General features: G+C 67.2%; 13 protein-coding genes and 1 pseudogene. 8 read left to right on the top strand and 6 right to left on the bottom strand.

Annotated features, from left to right (window positions below; all coding sequences use genetic code 11):
* Positions 1-63: 63 nt before the first annotated feature.
* Together NJG22_RS20025 and NJG22_RS20020 are read left to right on the top strand one after the other, a co-directional pair.
* Positions 64-831: a helix-turn-helix transcriptional regulator gene (locus NJG22_RS20025; protein WP_253097033.1), complete on the top strand. Its 768-nt coding sequence runs from the start codon at positions 64-66 to the stop codon at positions 829-831.
* A 79-nt stretch (positions 832-910) separates the two neighbouring features.
* Positions 911-1,660: a FadR/GntR family transcriptional regulator gene (locus NJG22_RS20020; RefSeq protein ID WP_217847679.1), complete on the top strand. Its 750-nt coding sequence runs from the start codon at positions 911-913 to the stop codon at positions 1,658-1,660.
* A 128-nt stretch (positions 1,661-1,788) separates the two neighbouring features.
* Here the strand turns inward: NJG22_RS20020 and NJG22_RS20015 are convergent, their stop codons facing one another.
* The 6 genes from NJG22_RS20015 to NJG22_RS19990 all read right to left on the bottom strand — a co-directional run bounded on the left by NJG22_RS20015 (position 1,789) and on the right by NJG22_RS19990 (position 9,944).
* Complete coding sequence (locus NJG22_RS20015) at positions 1,789-3,369, bottom strand: aldehyde dehydrogenase (NADP(+)) (RefSeq protein ID WP_253097031.1); 1,581 nt, start codon at positions 3,367-3,369, stop codon at positions 1,789-1,791.
* A 115-nt stretch (positions 3,370-3,484) separates the two neighbouring features.
* Entirely contained in the window at positions 3,485-5,038 is a 1,554-nt protein-coding gene (gene garD, locus NJG22_RS20010) for a galactarate dehydratase (RefSeq protein ID WP_253097028.1), read from the bottom strand.
* Positions 5,039-5,115: 77 nt separating this feature from the next.
* Positions 5,116-6,465, bottom strand: a complete 1,350-nt coding sequence (locus tag NJG22_RS20005; RefSeq protein ID WP_217847682.1) for an MFS transporter — start codon at positions 6,463-6,465, stop codon at positions 5,116-5,118.
* A gap of 103 nt (positions 6,466-6,568) precedes the next feature.
* Positions 6,569-7,486, bottom strand: coding sequence for a 5-dehydro-4-deoxyglucarate dehydratase (gene kdgD / locus NJG22_RS20000; protein WP_217847683.1), 918 nt, complete (start codon positions 7,484-7,486; stop codon positions 6,569-6,571).
* A gap of 451 nt (positions 7,487-7,937) precedes the next feature.
* Complete coding sequence (locus NJG22_RS19995) at positions 7,938-8,747, bottom strand: type 1 glutamine amidotransferase (RefSeq protein WP_253097026.1); 810 nt, start codon at positions 8,745-8,747, stop codon at positions 7,938-7,940.
* A gap of 339 nt (positions 8,748-9,086) precedes the next feature.
* Complete coding sequence (locus NJG22_RS19990; protein ID WP_217847685.1) at positions 9,087-9,944, bottom strand: LysR substrate-binding domain-containing protein; 858 nt, start codon at positions 9,942-9,944, stop codon at positions 9,087-9,089.
* Positions 9,945-10,189: 245 nt separating this feature from the next.
* Here NJG22_RS19990 and NJG22_RS19985 point away from each other — a divergent pair.
* The 6 genes and pseudogenes from NJG22_RS19985 to katG all read left to right on the top strand — a co-directional run.
* Positions 10,190-11,440, top strand: a pseudogene (locus tag NJG22_RS19985) (MFS transporter); the annotation flags it as partial.
* 81 nt (positions 11,441-11,521) lie between these two features.
* On the top strand, positions 11,522-12,913 hold the full coding sequence (locus NJG22_RS19980; protein WP_253097021.1) for an FAD-dependent oxidoreductase: 1,392 nt from the start codon (positions 11,522-11,524) through the stop codon (positions 12,911-12,913).
* A 123-nt stretch (positions 12,914-13,036) separates the two neighbouring features.
* Positions 13,037-13,747 carry a YebC/PmpR family DNA-binding transcriptional regulator gene (locus tag NJG22_RS19975; protein ID WP_253097019.1) on the top strand — a complete coding sequence of 237 codons (711 nt, stop codon included), beginning with the start codon at positions 13,037-13,039 and terminating at the stop codon, positions 13,745-13,747.
* A gap of 86 nt (positions 13,748-13,833) precedes the next feature.
* On the top strand, positions 13,834-14,778 hold the full coding sequence (locus tag NJG22_RS19970) for a LysR family transcriptional regulator (RefSeq protein ID WP_253097016.1): 945 nt from the start codon (positions 13,834-13,836) through the stop codon (positions 14,776-14,778).
* Positions 14,779-14,857: 79 nt separating this feature from the next.
* On the top strand, positions 14,858-16,267 hold the full coding sequence (locus NJG22_RS19965; RefSeq protein WP_253097013.1) for a DOPA decarboxylase: 1,410 nt from the start codon (positions 14,858-14,860) through the stop codon (positions 16,265-16,267).
* Between the two features lie 322 nt (positions 16,268-16,589).
* On the top strand, positions 16,590-18,821 hold the full coding sequence (gene katG, locus NJG22_RS19960; protein WP_253096996.1) for a catalase/peroxidase HPI: 2,232 nt from the start codon (positions 16,590-16,592) through the stop codon (positions 18,819-18,821).
* Positions 18,822-19,134 lie beyond the last annotated feature (313 nt).

The following is a 19,134-nucleotide window of genomic DNA, read 5'->3' as shown; positions in this document are numbered from 1 at the left end:
CCAGGCTGGCCCGCTCTCGTGAATTGGCCAATAATCATCGGTTTTCAGCCAGAGTCCATCGCGATGCGCAATATCCCGTTGTCCGACGTCGATGCCACCCCGCGTGCGGTACTGGCCATCGCCACCGACTACCCGCCCGACACCTTGTTGCCACGGCATGCCCATCGTCGCGCGCAGTTTCTGTATGCCATGAGCGGTTTGATGGAGGTGCAGACCGACGACGGTGCCTGGGTCATACCGCCCTACAGCGGGGTGTGGATCCCGCCGGGCAAGCCGCACCAAGTGCGCATGCGCGGGGCCAGCACGCGCAGCCTGTACATCGAGCCAGCAGCGCGACCGCGCGCGGGGAGCGCCTGCGAGGCGTTGCAGGTGGGGCCCTTGCTGCACCAGTTGTTGTTGGCCAGTGCCGAGGTACCGGCGCTCTACCAGACCCAGGGGCGCGATGGCCTGCTGCTCGACTTGATCTTGCTCGAACTGGGCAGCGCCCGGCGCCTGCCGCTGTTCGCGCCGATGCCGGCGGAGCCGGCGCTGGCGCGCTTGTGCCAGGCGTTGCTGGCCAAGCCCAGCATCACCGTGCGCCCCGAGGCATGGGCGAGGGCGCTGAACATGAGCCCGCGGACCTTCAGCCGGCGCTTTCGCGAGCAGACCGGGCTGGCGTTTGGCCAGTGGCGCCAGCAGGCCTGCCTGATGGCCGCGGTGACCCGCTTGGCGGCGGGCGATGCGGTGACCGCGATCGCCCTGGACCTGGGCTACGACAGCCCCAGCGCGTTCTCGAGCCGCTATCGGCAAGTGCTGGGGCAGTCGCCATCCAGCGTGCGTCAAGGCCTGTGAAAACCCTCGACGATGTATGTGATCGTACAACTGCTTGCGCTATCATCACGCCTGTCTTTCGCAACCAGATGCACAGGGCATGACAGAGCAGCAGCAACAGGCACGGACCCGGCGCAAACCACGCAGCCTGGCGCAGGAACTGGTCACGGTGCTGACCGAGCGCATTCGCAGCGGCCAGCTCAAGCGCGGTGACAAGCTGCCGACCGAATCGCAGATCATGGCCGAGGAAGGGGTCAGCCGCACCGTGGTGCGCGAAGCCATCTCGCGGCTGCAGGCCGCCGGCCAGGTGGAGACCCGCCACGGCATCGGCACTTTCGTGCTGGACACGCCGAGCGGTGCAGGCTTTCGCATCGACCCGGCGACCATCGTCACCCTGCGCGAGGTGCTGGCGGTGCTGGAGTTGCGCATTGCCCTGGAGATCGAGTCCGCGGGCCTGGCCGCTCAGCGCCGCAGCGACGAGCAACTGGCGGGCATGCGCGCGGCTTTGGACGAGCTCAACGAAGGCGCGGCCCATGCCTCGGACGCGGTGTCGGCGGACTTCCAGTTCCACCTGTGCATCGCCCAGGCCAGCGGCAATCACTACTTCGCCGACATCCTCCATCACCTGGGCACCAGCATCATCCCGCGGACCCGGCTCAACTCGGCGCGCCTGGCCCATGACGACCAGGCCCATTACATGAGTCGGTTGATGCACGAGCACGAGGCGATCTACGAAGCCATCGCCCGGGGTGACAGCGAAGGGGCGAAGATGGCCATGCGCATGCACCTGAGCAACAGCCGCGAGCGGCTGCGCCAGGCCCATGCCGAGGCCGAGGCGCAAGAGGGTTGATGCACGTTGTGCCGGCTCGGGTCCGGTAGCCGATCGCCCAGCCCTGTTGCCGGCCAGCCACCCGGTTGCCGGGTGCGCCAGCAAGGCTGGCGCCTACGGGGCCCGGGTTGGCGCGCTCGAGTGGGCGTTCAGATCGCCCCCTCGCGCCACTGGCCATTGACCAAGCGCCGCAGGCCCAGCGGGTTGCCGTCACGCAGGGCCTCGGGCAACAGCGCCTGCGGGTAGTTCTGGTAGCACACCGGCCGCAGGAAGCGGTCGATCGCCAGGGTGCCCACCGAGGTGCCGCGGGCATCGGAGGTGGCCGGGTAAGGCCCGCCATGGACCATGGCCTCGCACACCTCGACGCCGGTCGGGTAGCCGTTGACCAGGATGCGTCCGACCTTTTCCTCCAGCAACGGCACCAGCCAGGCGAAGGCCTGCAGGTCGTCCGGCTCGCCGATCAGCGTGGCGGTGAGCTGGCCGCGCAAGCCGAGCAGGGCGGCGCGCAACTGATCCTGGTCGGCGACCTCGACGGCCACGGTGGCAGGGCCGAACACTTCTTCCTGCAGCAGCGGATCGGATTCCACCAGCAGCCGCGCATCAGCCTTGAACAGCTGGGCGCGGGCCTGCTGGCCGGCTTGTGGCTGGCCGGCCAGGTGCGCGATGCCGGCATGCGCCTGCAGGTGTTCCAGGCCGGCGCTGTAGCTGCGCAGGCCGCCGACATTGAGCAGGGTTTGCCCGGGCTGTTGCTGCAGGTGTTGGCCGAGCGCGTCCAGCAGTTGGCTGAAGCCCTGCGAGCGCAGGCCGATGACCATCCCCGGGTTGGTGCAGAACTGACCGCCACCCAGGCACACCGAGCCTGCCAGTTCCTGGGCGATGGCGCTGCCGCGCTTGGCCAGGGCCCCCGGCAGGACGATCACCGGGTTGATGCTCGACATTTCGGCGAACACCGGGATCGGCTGCGCTCGCTCGGCGGCCATGCGGCACAAGGCATCGCCGCCCTTGAGCGAGCCGGTGAAGCCGACCGCCTGGATGGCCGGATGCTTGACCAGCCACTCGCCGACCCCGCCGCCGAAGACCATGTTGAACACGCCCTTGGGCATGCCTGTGCGCTCGGCGGCGCGCAGGATCGCGCAGGCGACCAGGTCGGCGCTGGCCATATGGCCGCTGTGGGCCTTGAACACCACCGGGCAGCCGGCGGCCAGGGCGGCGGCGGTGTCGCCTCCGGCGGTGGAGAACGCCAGGGGGAAGTTGCTGGCGCCGAATACCGCCACCGGGCCCACGCCGATGCGCATCTGGCGGATATCCACCCGCGGCAGTGGCTGGCGCTCGGGCAGCGCCAGGTCGATGCGCGCGCCAAGGAAGTCGCCGCGGCGCAGCACCTGGGCGAACAGGCGCATCTGCCCGCTGGTGCGCCCGCGTTCGCCCTGGATGCGGGCGCTGGGCAGGGCGGTTTCGCGGCAGACGATGGCGATGAAATGGTCGTCGAGCTCATCCAGTTCGGCGGCGATGGCCTCGAGGAATTCGGCACGGCGCAGCGGCGACAATTGGCGATAGGCGCCGAAGGCGTCGGCGGCGGCGCGCGCGGCGCGGTCGACTTCGCCTTCGGTGGCCTGGGCGAAGCTGTAGGGCAAGGCTTCGCCGCTGCTGGCATCGAGGCTTTGCAGGCGTTGCGGGCCGGCGGCGCTGCGCGCGCCGGCGATGAAGTTGTGGCCGAGGATTTCAGGCATCAGACATGCTCCTGTCGAGGGAATAAGCCTGTAGGAGCCGGCCTTGCCGGCGAAGGCGCCAGCTTGGTTGGCGGCGCTGTTCGCCGGCAAGGCCGGCTCCTGCAGGGGCAAGGCGTCAGGTAATGGGGGCTGGATTGAACAAGGTGATGTCGTTGTGCAGCCGGTGTTTTTCGGCCCAGGTCCGTTGGCGGCCGCTGGCCACGTCGAGGTAGTAGCGCAGCAGCTCCCAGCCCAGTTCCTCGATGCTCGCCCGGCCGCTGGCGATGCGCCCGGCGTCGATGTCGATCAGGTCCGGCCAGCGCTGCGCCAGTTCGCTGCGGGTACACACCTTGACCACCGGCGCCATGGCCAGGCCATAGGGGGTGCCACGGCCGGTGGTGAACACGTGCAGGTTCATCCCGGCGGCCAGCTGCAAGGTGCCGCAGACGAAGTCGCTGGCCGGCGTGGCGCAGAAGATCAGGCCCTTGCGCGTCACCCGCTCGCCCGGGCCGAGCACGCCCTGGATGGCGCCACTGCCGGACTTGACGATCGAGCCCAGGGCCTTCTCGACGATGTTCGACAAGCCGCCTTTCTTGTTGCCTGGGGTGGTATTGGCGCTGCGGTCGGCGGCGCCTTGCTGCAGGTAGCGGTCGTACCAGTCCATCTCGCGTACCAGCGCCTGGGCCACTGCCGGGGTTTCGGCGCGGGCGGTAAGCATGTAGATGGCATCGCGCACTTCGGTGACTTCCGAGAACAATACCGTGGCCCCGGCGCGCACCAGCAGGTCGGCGGCATAGCCCAGCGCCGGGTTGGCGGTGATGCCCGAGAAGGCATCGCTGCCGCCGCACTGCATGCCGAGGATCAGCTCGCTGGCCGGTACAGTCTGGCGGCGGCGCTGGTCGAGCTTTTTCAGGCGGGTTTCAGCCAGGGCCATGATCTGCTCGATCATCTCGACGAAGCCCAGCGAGGCGTCCTGCAGGCGGTACAGCCAGGGCTCGGCCAGGTCTACCGAGGGGTCGCCCGCGTGCATCACCTGGCCGGCCTGGAGCTTTTCGCAGCCCAGGCTGATCACCAGTGCCTCGCCGCCGAGGTTGGGGTTGCGCGCCAGGTTGCGCACGGTGCGGATCGGGATGTAGGCGTCGCGGGCATTGATCGCCACGCCGCAGCCGTAGCTATGGGTGAGGGCGACCACGTCGTCGACGTTGGGATACTTGGGCAGCAGTTCCTCGCGAATGCGCTTGACCGCGTGGTCGAGCACGCCGGTCACGCATTGCACGGTGGTGGTGATGCCCAGGATGTTGCGGGTGCCGACGGTACCGTCGGCGTTGCGGTAGCCCTCGAAGCTGAGCCCCTCCAGCGGCGGCAGGGCGGCAGGCACGGCGTTGCAGCGCGGCAGGCTGTCGAGCGCGGGGGCGGCCGGCATCTGTAGTTGATCTTCCTTGACCCAGCTGCCCTGGCGCAGGTCCTGCAAGGCGTAGCCGATGACCTGGCCGTAGCGGCGCACCGGTTGCCCACGCTGGATATCGAGGGTGGCCACCTTGTGGCTCTGCGGCACGCCTTCGACCAGGGTCAGGCCGTCGGCGAAGCGGGCGCCTTCGCCCAGGCCGCCGTCATTGACCACCACCACGACGTTGTCGTCGTCGTGCAGGCGCACATAGCGGGGCGAGGCGGAATGTTCGATCAACTGCATGGTCAGGCCCTTCTTGTCGTTACGTTCAGGCTTGGTTCTGTGAGCCGCGCCCGGCAAGGGGCGCGGCTGTGCTTGGCTTACTGGCGTGCCAGTTCGGCGCGGGGCGCAGGTTCACCCTTGGGCGGTTCCTTGAGCTCGATGCGCTTGATCGGCCCGACGATCACCAGGTAGCTGAACACGGCCACCAGGGCGTTGGCGCCCACATACACCAAGGCCCATTTGAACGAGCCGGTGGCGCTGATGATGTAGCCGATGACGATCGGCGTGGTGATCGAGGCGATGTTGCCGAAGGTGTTGAACAGCCCGCCCGACAGGCCGGCGATCTGCTTGGGCGAGGTGTCGGCGACCACCGCCCAGCCCAGGGCGCCGATGCCCTTGCCGAAGAACGCCAGGGTCATGAAGCCGACCACCATCCACTCGGCCTCGACGTAGTTGCAGAACACCATGGTGGTGGACAGCAGCAGGCCGCAGACGATCGGCAGCTTGCGCGAGAAGGTCAGCGAATTGCCACGGCGCAGCAGCCAGTCCGACAGCACGCCGCCGAGCACGCCGCCGATGAAGCCGCACACCGCCGGCAGCGAGGCGATGAAGCCGGCCTTGAGGATGGTCATGCCGCGCTCCTGCACCAGGTACACCGGGAACCAGGTGAGGAAGAAGTAGGTGATGGCGTTGATGCAGTACTGGCCCAGGTAGACGCCCAGCAGCATGCGGCTGGTCAGCAACTGCTTGATGTAGCCCCATTTCGGGCCGTCGTTGCCGCGCTTCTGGTCCATGTCCACCAGGCCGCCGTTGCGTTCGATGTGGTCGAGTTCGGCGGGGCTGATGCGCGGGTGCTGGCGCGGGTTGTAGAGGGTCTTGAGCCATACCATCGAGAACAGGATGCCCAACGCGCCCATGACGATGAACACGTGTTCCCAGCCAAAGCTGAAGACGATCCAGCCCATGATCGGGGCGAACAGCGCGGTGGCGAAGTACTGCGCCGAGTTGAAGATCGCCGAGGCGGTGCCGCGTTCCTGGGTGGGGAACCAGGCGGCGACGATCCGGGCGTTGCCGGGGAACGACGGCGCCTCGGCGAAGCCGACCAGAAAGCGCAGGGCGAACAGCGTGACCACTGCCCAGGCCACCGGCATGCCGCCGACGAAGCCCTGCAGCAGGGTGAACAGCGACCAGGTGAAGATGCTGAAGGCGTAGACGTTCTTCGAGCCGAAGCGGTCGAGCAGCCAGCCGCCGGGGATCTGCCCGGCCACGTAGGCCCAGCCGAAGGCGGAGAAGATGTAGCCGAGGGTGACCGCGTCGATGCCCAGGTCCTTCTGCAGGCTGGAGCCGGCGATGGCGATGGTGGCGCGGTCGGCGTAGTTGATGGTGGTCACCAGGAACAGCATCAACAGGATCAGGTAGCGTACATGCGTCTTTTTCGTCGCTTGCATGCTGGTTACTCCCACTAGTTATTTTTGTGCGGGGCGTTGGGGTGTGGTGCGCCTGGGCAGGGCGCGTGGCCGGGGCGCTGTACGGCAAGCGCCCCGGGCCGTGTTACAGGGTTTGCGGGCCCATCTTGTCCATCAGCGCGGCGAGCATTTGGTACTCCTGCGCGCTCAGGTCGGTCAGTGGCGTGCGCACCGGGCCTGCGTCGTAGCCAGCGAGCCTGGCCCCGGCCTTGACGATGCTCACGGCGTAGCCGGCCTTGCGGTTGCGGATGTCCAGGTACGGCAGGAAGAAGTCGTCGATCAAGCGAGCCACGGTGGCGTGGTCGTCGCGGGCGATGGCGTGGTAGAAGTCCATCGCGGTCCTGGGGACGAAGTTGAACACCGCCGAGGAGTACACCGGCACGCCCAGGGCCTTGTACGCCGCAGCATACACCTCGGCGGTGGGCAAGCCACCCAGGTAGCTGAAGCGCTCGCCCAGGCGCCGACGAATCGACACCATCAGTTCGATATCACCCAGGCCATCCTTGTAGCCGATCAGGTTGGGGCAACGCTCGGCGAGCTGTTCGAGCAGGTCGGCGTTGAGCCGGCAGACGTTGCGGTTGTACACCACCACGCCGATTTTGACCGCCTTGCACACCGCCTCGACATGGGCGGCGACACCGTCCTGGCTGGCTTCGGTGAGGTAGTGGGGCAGCAGCAGCAGGCCCTTGGCCCCCAGGCGCTCGGCCTCTTTGGCGTACTCGATGGCCTGGCGGGTCGCGCCGCCGACCCCGGCGAGGATCGGCACCGAGCTGGCGCAGGTGTCGACCGCGGTCTTGATCACCTGGCTGTACTCGCTGGCGGCCAGGGAGAAGAACTCGCCGGTGCCACCGGCGGCGAACAGCGCGCTGGCGCCGTAGGGGGCGAGCCATTCCAGGCGCTTGATGTAGCCGGCGGGGTTGAAGTCGCCGGCCGCGTCGAAGTCGGTGACGGGGAACGACAGCAGGCCGTGGGAGAGGATGGATTGCAGTTCTTGTGGATTCATTGTTGTAGGCATCCTGTGGCGCTTGGAGGGAGGGGAACCAAGGTTAGAGGTAAGTTATCGTACAACTACCGGCATGACTAGCCCTCTGCATCAGGAAATTTGCGCAGGGGAAGTTTCCCCGGTCACTGTAGGAGCGGCCTTGTGTCGCGAAAGGGCTGCGCAGCGGCCCCAGGATTCACGCCTGGACGCCAAGATCGCCGGGGCCGCTCTGCGGCCCTTTCGCGACACAAGGCCGCTCCTACAGGGGGGCGATACGTCCGGCGCGAACAGGGTGCGAGGCCAACCAATGGTGTTGTCGTATGTCTTATGCGGGAAAAAGGATCGCGGAGACAGGCACAAGCCCGCCGCCCGTCTGCCACGGGATGTGTTCTGGGACCAGCAGAGGGTGACCGTGGCAAACGGGGGCGGCCTTGCGCCGCCCCGCGATCAAAGCTAACGAAGCTTCACTGGCTCAGGCAGCCTGGTGCTGCTTGACCTGGGACTTGCGCACCTGGGCGCGGCAGGCGTCGCCAAAGGCCTGGAACATCTTGATCGAGTCAGGGTTGTTCGCTGCCTGCCACTCTGGGTGCCACTGCACCGCGAACAGGAAGGGCGACAGGCTCGGGGCGTGGATGGCTTCGACCAGGCCGTCTTCGGCGTGTGCGATCGGCTCGATGCCGGTACCCAGGTTGCGCAGGCCCTGACCATGCAGCGAGTTGACGCGGATCTCGTCGCTGCCCAGGGTTTCGCGCAGCCAGCTGCCTGGCTTGATCTTCACGCCATGCACCTGGGCGTATTGCACCTCGACCGGATCTTCGGGGTTTTCCCGGTGGTCATTGAAGCCAGGCTCGGCGTAGACCTTCTGGTAGATGTCGCCGCCCAGGGCCACGTTGATTTCCTGCATGCCGCGGCAGATGCCGAAGATCGGCAGGCCGCGCTTGATCGCGGCCTTGACCAGGGGAATGTCGAACAGGTCGCGGTTCTGGTCCTGGCCTTTGCCTGGGGTCTGGTTTTCCTGGCCGTACAGGGCCGGGTCGATATTGCTGCCGGCACCGGTCAGGTACACGCCGTCGGCCATGTCGAGGTAGGTCTGGAGGTCTTCGACGCCGCAGCAGGTGGGCACCAGGACTGGGACGCAACCTGCGAAATCGACCAGCGGGGTGATGTATTTGTGGGTCATGACCTGATAGTCATGGCCTTTGCGCTCTTGGCTGCCCATGGTCATCAGGACGATGGGTTTGCGCAGGGAAGGTTGCTTGTTGCCAATGTTGCTGTTGGACATATGTCACCTTGGGACAGGTCATGCCTATCGTTGTTGTGCAGGCGCACGGCCGGGGCCTTGAGTGCTGCCTGAAGCCCCGAGCACTGCCGGCTCGCCTGGCGGGCGATGTCGGTCGGGGCCTGGCTCATAGCTTGCCAGAGCCGTTCGATATGTCAAACGAGTGGCGGGGCGCCAAGGCGGCGGTTTTCGGGGGCTGGGGGCTGGCGGGGCCTTTGCCGGCAAGGGTTTGGCAGGCGGTTAGGTCAATAATATTTAACGACGCAGTCGGGTCTTTGCGTCGCTGCAATGATCGTGTCGGTAGAGGTGGTAAGGGCCATGTCTTGGTGAGGGCCCACCCTCTCAAACCATCTCCAGAAACGTCGCCACCACCCGGCGCATCCGCTGCTCCCTCAGGCAAACCAGCGTTTCGGTCAAATGCCGCTGGCAATCGACAATCGGCAACGCGCACACCCGCGCATCGGCCCCGAACTCCGCCGCCGAGACCACCCCCACGCCGATCCCCACCACCACCGCCTCGCGCGCGGCTTCACGGCCTTCGACCTGGATCGCCGGTCGAATCCGCAACCCTGCTCGCTGCATTTCCTCTTCCAGGGTCTGGCGCGTCACCGACCCCGGCTCGCGCAGCACCAACGGCGTGTCGTCCAGGTCCGCCAGGTTGATCGAGCCGCGGCTGGCCCAGGGATGCTGGTGCGAGACGAACGCCACCATCGGGTCGCGCCGGATGGGCACGCAGTGCAGCCGTTCGTCATCGACATCACGCCCGAGCAGCGCCAGGTCGGCCTGGTAGCTGAACAACCGCGCCAGCGATTCATCGGTGTTGCCCGTCTCGATCTTCACCTGGATCCCCGGGTAGCGCTGGCAGAACCGCGCCACCTGCGGCAGCACATGTACCGGCGCATCCACCGCCAAGGTCAGGCTGCCGGTGTGCAAGGCCCGGGAGTCCTGCAGCAACTCCACAGCCTCGGTCTCGCAGGCGAACAGGCGTTGGGTCACCCCCAGCAGGCGCTCGCCCAGGTCGGTCAGTTGCACCGAACGCTTGTTGCGGTGGAACAGCAACACCCCGAAGCGTTCCTCGAGCTTGCGCACCTGGTCGGACACCGCCGGCTGGGTGAGGAACAGCTTTTGCGCCGCACGGGTGAAGCTGCCCTGTTCGGCAACGGCGTGAAAGGCCTTGAGTTGAGCGTGCGAGACCGACATCGAGTGCTCCGATTAGAAGTTCGGCTTATGTGTGAAATACGATAAATCGATTTTATTTATCAGTCAGCAGCTGTTTCCATGTGTTTCAACCCGACGCCTCTGCCACGAGCAGCGGCCTGTCGGCCATGGCGGCACCCCGCCATCTGACCAAGTGACGTCCCTCCGTCACGCAGTGCGCAACACAACAACAAGACAGGCGTTTCTTCACATTCTGCCGGCACACTCAAGCAAGAGGTCAGAGTCATATGAATCAATCCCTGGGCGCCATCAAACGCTGGCGCATGCAGATCTTCGCCATCACCTGGCTGGCGTACGCCGCCTTCTACTTCACTCGCAAGGCTTTTTCGGTGGCCAAGCTGGGCATCGCCGAAGACCCTGGCTTCATGCTGGACAAGGCCGCCATGGCCAACCTCGACGCGATCTACCTGGCCGCCTACGCGGTTGGCCAGTTCACCTGGGGCATGCTCGCCGACCGCTTCGGGCCACGGGTGGTGGTGCTGGGCGGGCTGCTGATCTCGGCGGCGGCGGCGGTGGTGATGGGCAGTTACGCCACCTTCCCGATCTTCGCCACCTGCATGCTGGTCCAGGGGCTGGCGCAGTCCACCGGTTGGGCCGGGCTGTGCAAGAACATCGGCAGTTTCTTCCCGGCCTCGCAGCGTGGACGGGTACTGGGGCTGTGGAGTTCGTGCTACGCCTTCGGCGGCCTGGTCGCCTCGCCATTCGCCGGCTGGTGGGCCTACACCCTGGTCGGCAGCTGGCATGCGGCGTTTTTCTCCAGCGCCGTGGTGGTCGCCGTGGTGGCGGTGCTGTTCTTCATCTTCCAGCGCAACAAGCCCGAGGACGTCGGCCTGCCGGCGGTGGAGCCCGAGCCACAGAGCATGGCTCCAGGGGCGAACCTGTGCAGTGTCTGGGCACCGCTGCGCGAGATCCTGCGCAACCGCACGGTGCTGACCCTGGGCCTGGCCTACTTCATGCTCAAGCCGGCGCGCTACGCCATCCTGCTGTGGGGGCCGGTGATCGTCTTCGAGCAGATGCCCTCGGTGGGCAAGGTCGGCGCGGCGATCATCCCCACGGCTTTCGAACTGGCCGGGCTGCTTGGCCCGATCCTCATCGGCCTGGCTTCGGACAAGCTGTTCGGTGCCCGGCGCATGCCGGCCTGCGTGATCAGCCTGGTGCTGCTCACCTTGACCCTGGCCGGTTTCATGGCGGCGATGCACAGCGCCAGCGTGCTGCTGGTGGTGGCCCTGCTGTTCGTCATGGGCCTGACCCTGTATGGCCCGGACTCGATGATCAGCGGCGCCGCCGCCATCGACTTCGGCACGGCCAAGGCCGGTGCCACCGCCGCCGGCTTCGTCAACGGCTGCGGCTCGGTGGGCGCGGTGCTCGGCGGCCTGCTGCCGGGCTACTTCGACAGCGTCACGGTGTTCATCATCTTCGCCGGCACCGCGCTGTTCTCTGCCCTGGTGCTGCTGCCGCACTGGAACAGCCGCCCGGCCAGCACGCCCCAGGCCAACGACGTGGCCCCCAACACGGGCATGGTAATCAAGCCATTGCGTACTTAAAGGAAAGCCAAACCGATGAGACCCTTCTGGCTGCAACAGGCCCTGGACCAGGAAGACCAGGCGCCATGCCCGCCGCTTGCCGGTGAGGTGCGCTGCGATGTGTGCATCGTCGGCGGTGGCTACACCGGCCTGTGGACCGCGCTGATGATCAAGGAACAGGCGCCGCAGTTGGAGGTGCTGCTGCTCGAGGCGGACATCTGCGGTGCCGGGGCCAGCGGGCGCAATGGTGGCTGCGCGCTGTCCTGGTCGGCCAAGTACTTCACCCTCGAGCGGCTGTTCGGGGTGGCCGAGGCGGTGCGCCTGGTGCGCGAGTCCGAGCGCAGCATCGCTGCGATCGGCGAGTTCTGCGCGGCCCACGGCATCGGCTGCGACTACCGCATGGACGGCACCCTCTACACCGCCACCAACCAGGCCCAGCTCGGGGGCACCGACGCGGTGATCGCCGCGCTGGAGCAACAGGGCATCAACTCGTTCCGGCGCCTGGCGCTGGAGCAGGTGCAGCGCCTGACCGGCTCCGAACGGCATCGGGAGGGCTGGTATTCGCCGGCCGCGGCGACGCTGCAGCCGGGGCTGCTGGTACGCGGGCTGCGGCGGGTGGCCTTGCAGCGCGGCGTGCGCATCCACGAGAGCTCGGCGATGACCGGCCTGGAGCATGGTGCGCCGGTGCGGGTGCGCACCCGTGCCGGCAGCGTTCGCGCCGACCGCGTGGTGCTCGGCCTCAACGCCTGGATGGCACGGGCGTTCCCGCAGTTCGAGCGCAGTGTGGCGATCGTCTCCAGCGACATGGTGATCACCGAGCCGTGCCCCGAGCTGCTGCGCCGGATTGGCCTGGACAGCGGCGTCAGCGTGCTCGACTCGCGGATCTTCGTGCACTACTACCACAACACCTCCGATGGCCGGCTGATGCTTGGCAAGGGTGGCAACACCTTCGCCTACGGCGGGCGCATGCTGCCGGTGTTCGACCAGCCATCGCCGTACCAGCCGCTGCTGCGTGAAAGCCTGGCCGGGTTCTTCCCCGCGCTGGCCGAGGTGCCGCTGGCGGCGAGCTGGAACGGGCCGTCGGATCGCTCGGTGACCGGCTTGCCGTTCTTTGGCCGGCTCGATGGCCAGGGCAACGTGTTTTATGGTTTTGGCTATTCGGGCAGCGGGGTAGGGCCGTGCCACATGGGCGGGCAGATCCTCGCGTCGCTGGCGCTGGGGCTGGACAATTCCTGGACCCGCTCGCCGCTGGTCACCGGACCATTAGGGCAGTTCCCGCCGGAGCCGATCCGCTACCTGGGGTCGTTGCTGGTGCGCAATGCCATCCGCCGCAAGGAGCGCGCCGAGGACCGCGGCGTGCGGCCGCGCCGGCTGGACGTGCGCCTGGCGAAGTTCGCTGCGGCGGCGGGGAAGGCGGACAAGGGCTGAGCCATCCCCGGTGGGCGCGGGTTGTGCGATTTCTTGTCGAACCCGGTGCGCAGGGCGTATAAACTCTCCCCACTTTTTGGCCGGTCGCTTCCTGAACCGGCCGCTGAAACAAAGAGAGTCGATATGGGCGCACAGTGGAAAGCCAAGCATAGAGAAACGGCGGCCAACGCCAAAGGCAAGATCATGGGCAAGCTGGCCAAGGAGATCCAGATCGCCGCCAAGTCTGGCGCCGATCCAGACATGAACCCGCGCCTGCGCCTGGCCATCGTCCAGGCCAAGAAAGCCTCGATGACCCGTGAGACCCTGGAACGCGCCATCAAGAAAGGCGCCGGCCTGGACGGCGAGGCCGTGCAGTACCATGCGGTCAGCTACGAAGGCTTCGCCCCGCACCAGGTGCCGCTGATCGTCGAGTGCCTGACCGACAACGTCAACCGTACCGTGGCGCAGATCCGCGTGCTGTTCCGCAAGGGCCAGCTGGGTGCCAGCGGCTCGGTGGCCTGGGACTTCAACCATGTCGGCCTGATCGAGGCCACCCCGGAAGGCGACGCCGACGCGGAAATGGCAGCCATCGAGGCCGGTGCCCAGGACTTCGAAGCCGGCGCGGAAGAGGGCTCGACCCTGTTCATCACCGACACCACCGACCTGGACGCGGTGCAGAAGGCCCTGCCCGAGCATGGCTTCACCGTCACCTCGGCGAAGATCGGCTACACCCCGAAGAACCCGGTGAGCGCTGCCAGCCTGAGCGCCGAAGCCCTGGCCGAGGTCGAGGCCTTCCTCGAGGCGATCGACGACAACGATGACGTGCAGAACGTCTATGTCGGCCTGAGCGACTGATTCGCGCGTCATCCTCGCGGGGCAAGCCCGCTCCCAGCGCGTCTGTGGGAGCGGGCTTGCCCCGCGATCATTTGCGGACCTAGGCCATGCACCCGACCTTCGCCTCCCTCAGCCTCGCCCACCTGCGCACCCTCGACTGCCTGCTGCAACTGAAGAACCTCAGTCACGCTGCCGAGCGCCTGGAGTGCAGCCAGTCGGCCCTGAGCCGTCAACTGGCCAGCCTGCGCGAGGCCTTCGCCGATCCGTTGCTGGTCCGCCAGGGCCGCGGCTATGTGCTCAGCGAACATGCCGAGGCGCTGGTCGAACCGTTGCGCCAAGTGCTGGAGGAGCTCAACGCCCTGCGCCAGCCCGCGGCGTTCGACCCGGCGCGCTGCGAGCGCCGCTTCTGCCTGGCGGCCTCGGACTACGTGGCCGAACACATGCTGCCGCAGCTGGTGAAAGCCTTGGAGCAGGAGGCGCCGGGGGTATCGCTGGAGTACCGCACCTGGCAGGCCGGGCAGTACGCCTTGCTGGCCAGCGGCGAGATCGACCTGGCCACCACGCTGTTCGACGAGTCGCCGCCCAACCTGCATGGCCGGCTGCTGGGCGAGGACCGGGCGGTGTGCCTGATGCGCCATGACCATCCGTTGAGCGCGCGCGCCGCGCTGAGCCAGGACGACTACCTGGCCTTCAAGCATGTGCGGGTATCCGGGGGCGGCGACAAGGACAGCTTCATCGATCGCCACCTGCGCGCCCAGGGGCTGCAGCGGCGCATCAGCCTGCAGGTGCCGTTCTTCAGCGCCATGGTGCAGGTGATTGGCAATGGCCAGGCCCTGGCCACGGTGCCCGAGCACATCGCCGTGCAGTTGGCGCGCCTGCACCATCTGGCTTGGCGGCCACTGGGTTTCGTCGGCCATACCCAGCGCTACTGGGTGGTCTGGCACCAGCGTCTGCAAGCGTCGGCCGAGCACCGCTGGTTGCGCAACCGGGTGTTCGAGGTGTGGCGCCAGTCGCAGTTCGGTGTGCAGGGCGGGCATGCGCCTTTGCCATAGCAGCTATGCGCGAAGCGGGGTTATTCGCCAGCCGGCTGGCGCCTAGACTGCGGGCACCGGACACCGCCCAGGAGCGCATATGACCCCCGAACAATTCCGCCAGTACGGCCACCAACTGATCGACCTGATCGCCGACTACCGCCAGACCGTCGGCGAGCGCCCGGTCATGGCCCAGGTCCAGCCCGGCTACCTCAAGGCCGCCTTGCCGCCAGGCGCGCCACAGCAGGGCGAGGCGTTCGAGGCCATCCTCGCCGACGTCGACAAGCTGGTGATGCCCGGCCTGTCGCACTGGCAGCACCCGGATTTCTACGGCTACTTCCCCTCCAACGGCACCCTGTCCTCGGTGCTGGGCGACTTCCTCAGCACCGGCCTGGGCGTGCTCGGCCTGTCCTGGCAGTCCAGCCCGGCCCTGAGCGAGCTGGAGGAGACCACCCTCGACTGGCTGCGCCAGTTGCTGGGCCTCAGCGACCAGTGGAGCGGGGTGATCCAGGACACCGCCTCGACCAGCACCCTGGTGGCGCTGATCTGCGCCCGCGAGCGCGCCACCGACCATGCCCAGGTGCGTGGCGGCCTGCAGGGCCAGGGCAAGCCGTTGGTGGTCTACGTCAGCGCCCACGCCCACAGCTCGGTGGACAAGGCGGCGCTGCTGGCGGGCTTTGGCCGTGACAACATCCGCCTGATCGCCACCGACGAGCAGTTTGCCATGCGTCCCGAGGCGCTGGAGGCGGCCATCGCCCAGGACCTGGTCGCCGGCAACCAGCCCTGCGCGGTGGTCGCCACCACCGGTACCACCACTACCACGGCATTGGACCCGATGCGCGCGATCGGTGAAGTCGCCCAGGCCAACCAGCTGTGGCTGCATGTGGATTCGGCCATGGCCGGTTCCGCGATGATCCTCCCGGAATGCCGCTGGATGTGGGACGGTATCGAGCTGGCCGACTCGGTGGTGGTCAATGCCCACAAATGGCTGGGCGTGGCGTTCGATTGCTCGATCTACTACGTGCGCGATCCACAGCACCTGATCCGGGTGATGAGCACCAACCCCAGCTACCTGCAATCGGCGGTCGATGGCGAGGTGAAGAACCTGCGCGACTGGGGCATCCCGCTGGGGCGTCGGTTCCGTGCGTTGAAACTGTGGTTCATGCTGCGCAGCGAGGGCGTCGAGGCCTTGCAGCAGCGCCTGCGGCGCGACCTGGACAATGCTCGCTGGCTGGCCGAGCAGGTCGAGGCGAGTGGCGATTGGGAGCTGCTGGCGCCGGTGCAACTGCAGACCCTGTGTATTCGTCATCGCCCAGCCGGTGTCGACGGTGAGGCGTTGGATAGCCATACCCGCGCCTGGGCTGAGCGCTTGAATGCATCGGGCGAGGCCTACGTCACCCCGGCGACGTTGAACGGTGCCTGGATGGTGCGGGTGTCGGTCGGGGCGCTGCCGACCGAGCGCGAGCATGTGCAACGGTTGTGGCAGCGCCTGCAAGCTGTGGTGGCCTGAGCGGCTGTTCGCCAGCAAGGCTGGCCCCCACGGCAAGCCTGGCCGGCCGGTGCGGCGCAACCCGGTTGACGATTGCCTGTTTGCCGTGTGCGAAAGAGCCGGGCTATCGCTGTGCAACAGCGCGTCTATTAGACCTCTGGGCAGGCTCGGCTAGTCTTTGTGCTGGTCCCGCGAAAAGCCGCTGCGCTCAAGCGCCTGGCGCCGCCGGCCAACCCTGATGAGGAGCAGGTTCACGCCTTGGCCGTGGCCGCTCCAAGACCTGGCAGCGCAACGACAATAACGCCCGGAAATCTGGACAGACCCGACCCAAAGGTAGACGCAGATGGCCAACGAATCGAAATGCCCGTTCCATCAAACCGCCGGTGGCGGCACCAGCAACCGTGACTGGTGGCCTGACCAGCTCAACCTGAAGATCCTCCACCAGCATTCGTCCAGGTCCGACCCCATGGACCCGGGCTTCGACTACGCCAAGGCGTTCAAGAGCCTCGACTTCCAGGCCCTGAAACGAGACCTGAACGCCTTGATGACCGACTCCCAGGACTGGTGGCCCGCCGACTTCGGCCACTACGGCCCGTTGTTCATCCGCATGGCCTGGCACAGCGCCGGCACCTACCGTATCGGCGATGGGCGCGGCGGCGCAGGCTCTGGCCAGCAGCGCTTCGCCCCGCTCAACAGCTGGCCCGACAACGTCAGCCTGGACAAGGCCCGGCGCCTGCTGTGGCCGATCAAGCAGAAGTACGGCAACAAGATCTCCTGGGCCGACCTGATCGTGCTCACCGGCAACGTCGCCCTGGAGTCCATGGGCTTCAAGACGTTCGGCTATTCCGGCGGGCGTGCCGACGTGTGGGAGCCGGACGAGGACGTGTACTGGGGCTCGGAGAAGGTCTGGCTGGGCGGTGACACCCGCTATGGCAAGGCCGAGACGGCCGGCCAGGGCGACCTGGTGGCCGAGCCTGCCAAGCGCCCCGAGGAGCAGAGCCGCAACCTGGCCGGCGAGCGCAACCTCGAGAATCCGCTGGCGGCGGTGCAAATGGGCCTGATCTACGTGAACCCGGAAGGCCCGGACGGCACCCCAGACCCGGTCGCTTCAGCCAAGGACATCCGTGACACCTTCGGCCGCATGGCCATGAACGACGAAGAAACCGTGGCGCTGATCGCCGGTGGCCACGCTTTTGGCAAGACCCACGGCGCAGGCCCCGCCGACAACGTCGGTGCCGAACCGGAGGCCGCGGGCCTGGAGCAGCAGGGTCTGGGCTGGAAAAACGCATTGCGTAGCGGCGTGGGCGCCGATGCCATCACCAGCGGCCTGGAAGTGATCTGGACTTCCACGCCGACGCGCTGGAGCAATGAATACCTGCAGAACCTGTTCAATTTCGACTGGGAGCTGACCAAGAGCCCGGCCGGCGCCCATCAGTGGCGGCCCAAGGCGGAGGCCGGTGCCGGGCAGATACCCGACGCCTTCGATGCGAGCAAGCGCCATGCCCCGGCCATGCTCACCTCCGACCTGGCGCTGCGCTTCGACCCGATCTACGAACCCATCGCCCGCCGCTTCAAGGACAACCCCGAGCAACTGGCCGACGCTTTCGCCCGTGCCTGGTACAAGCTGATCCACCGCGACATGGGCCCGTTGGCGCGCTACCTCGGCCCGGAACTGCCCAACGAGGAACTGCTCTGGCAAGACCCGCTGCCCAAGGCCGGCCCGCAGCCTAGCGAGGCCGACATCGCCGCGTTGAAGGCCAAGGTGCTGGCCGCGGGGCTGAGCGTGGCGGAACTGGTGTCCACCGCCTGGGCCTCGGCCTCGACCTTCCGCGGTTCCGACAAGCGCGGCGGGGCCAATGGCGCGCGCCTGCGCCTGGCGCCGCAAAAGGGCTGGGCCGCGAACCAGGGCGTGGACAAGGTGCTCACGGCGTTGGAAAAAATCCGCGCCGAGGGTGGCAACAAGGTATCGCTGGCCGACCTGATCGTCCTGGCCGGTAGCGCGGCGGTGGAAAAAGCCGCCAAGGATGCCGGGCATGACCTTGGCGTGCCGTTCCGTCCGGGGCGGGTGGATGCTTCGCAGGAGCAGACCGATGTCGAGTCGTTCGCCGTGCTCGAACCCCTGGCTGACGGTTTCCGTAACTTCAGCAAGGCGCGCTACAGCGTCAAGGCCGAGAAACTGCTGCTGGACAAGGCCCAGTTGTTGACCCTGACCGCGCCTGAGCTGGTGGTGCTGATCGGTGGTCTGCGGGTGCTGGGCGCCAACCATGGCGCCAGCAAGGAGGGCGTGTTCACCGACAAGGTCGGGGTGCTCAGCAACGACTTCTTCCGCAACCTGCTGGACATGGGCGTGGAGTGGCGGCCGACCTCGGCGGACAACGAAACCTTCGAGGGCCGCGAGCGCAAGACCGGGCAGCTGAAGTGGACCGCCAGCCGGGTCGATCTGGTGTTCGGCTCCCACGCCCAGTTGCGGGCCATCAGCGAGGTCTACGGCAGCAGTGACGGCGGGCAGAAATTCGCCAAGGACTTTGTCGCCGCCTGGGTGAAAGTCATGGAGCTGGATAGGTTCGATCTGTAGCCGGTGCCATGTACCGCGTCGCCTGGTTCGCCAGCAAGGCTGGCTCCTACGGGTGTTGCAGGCCGTAATCGGCGGAGGAGCCGGCTTGCCGGCGAACACCGGCGCAGCCGGTGCCATCCACCGCGTCGCCTGGGTTCGCCAGCAAGGCTGGCTCCTACGGGTGTTGCAGGCCGTAATCGGCGTAGGAGCCGGCTTGCCGGCGAACACCGGCGCAGCCGGTGCCATCCACCGCGTCGCCTGGTTCGCCAGCAAGGCTGGCTCCTACGGGTGTTGCAGGCCGTAATCGGCGTAGGAGCCGGCCTTGCCGGCGAAC

Source organism: Pseudomonas sp. VA159-2 (genome assembly GCF_024126635.1).
Classification (GTDB): Bacteria; Pseudomonadota; Gammaproteobacteria; order Pseudomonadales; family Pseudomonadaceae; genus Aquipseudomonas; species Aquipseudomonas muyukensis.
The sequence above is the reverse complement of the archived record's forward strand: the minus strand, read 5'-3'. Positions and strand labels throughout refer to the sequence as shown.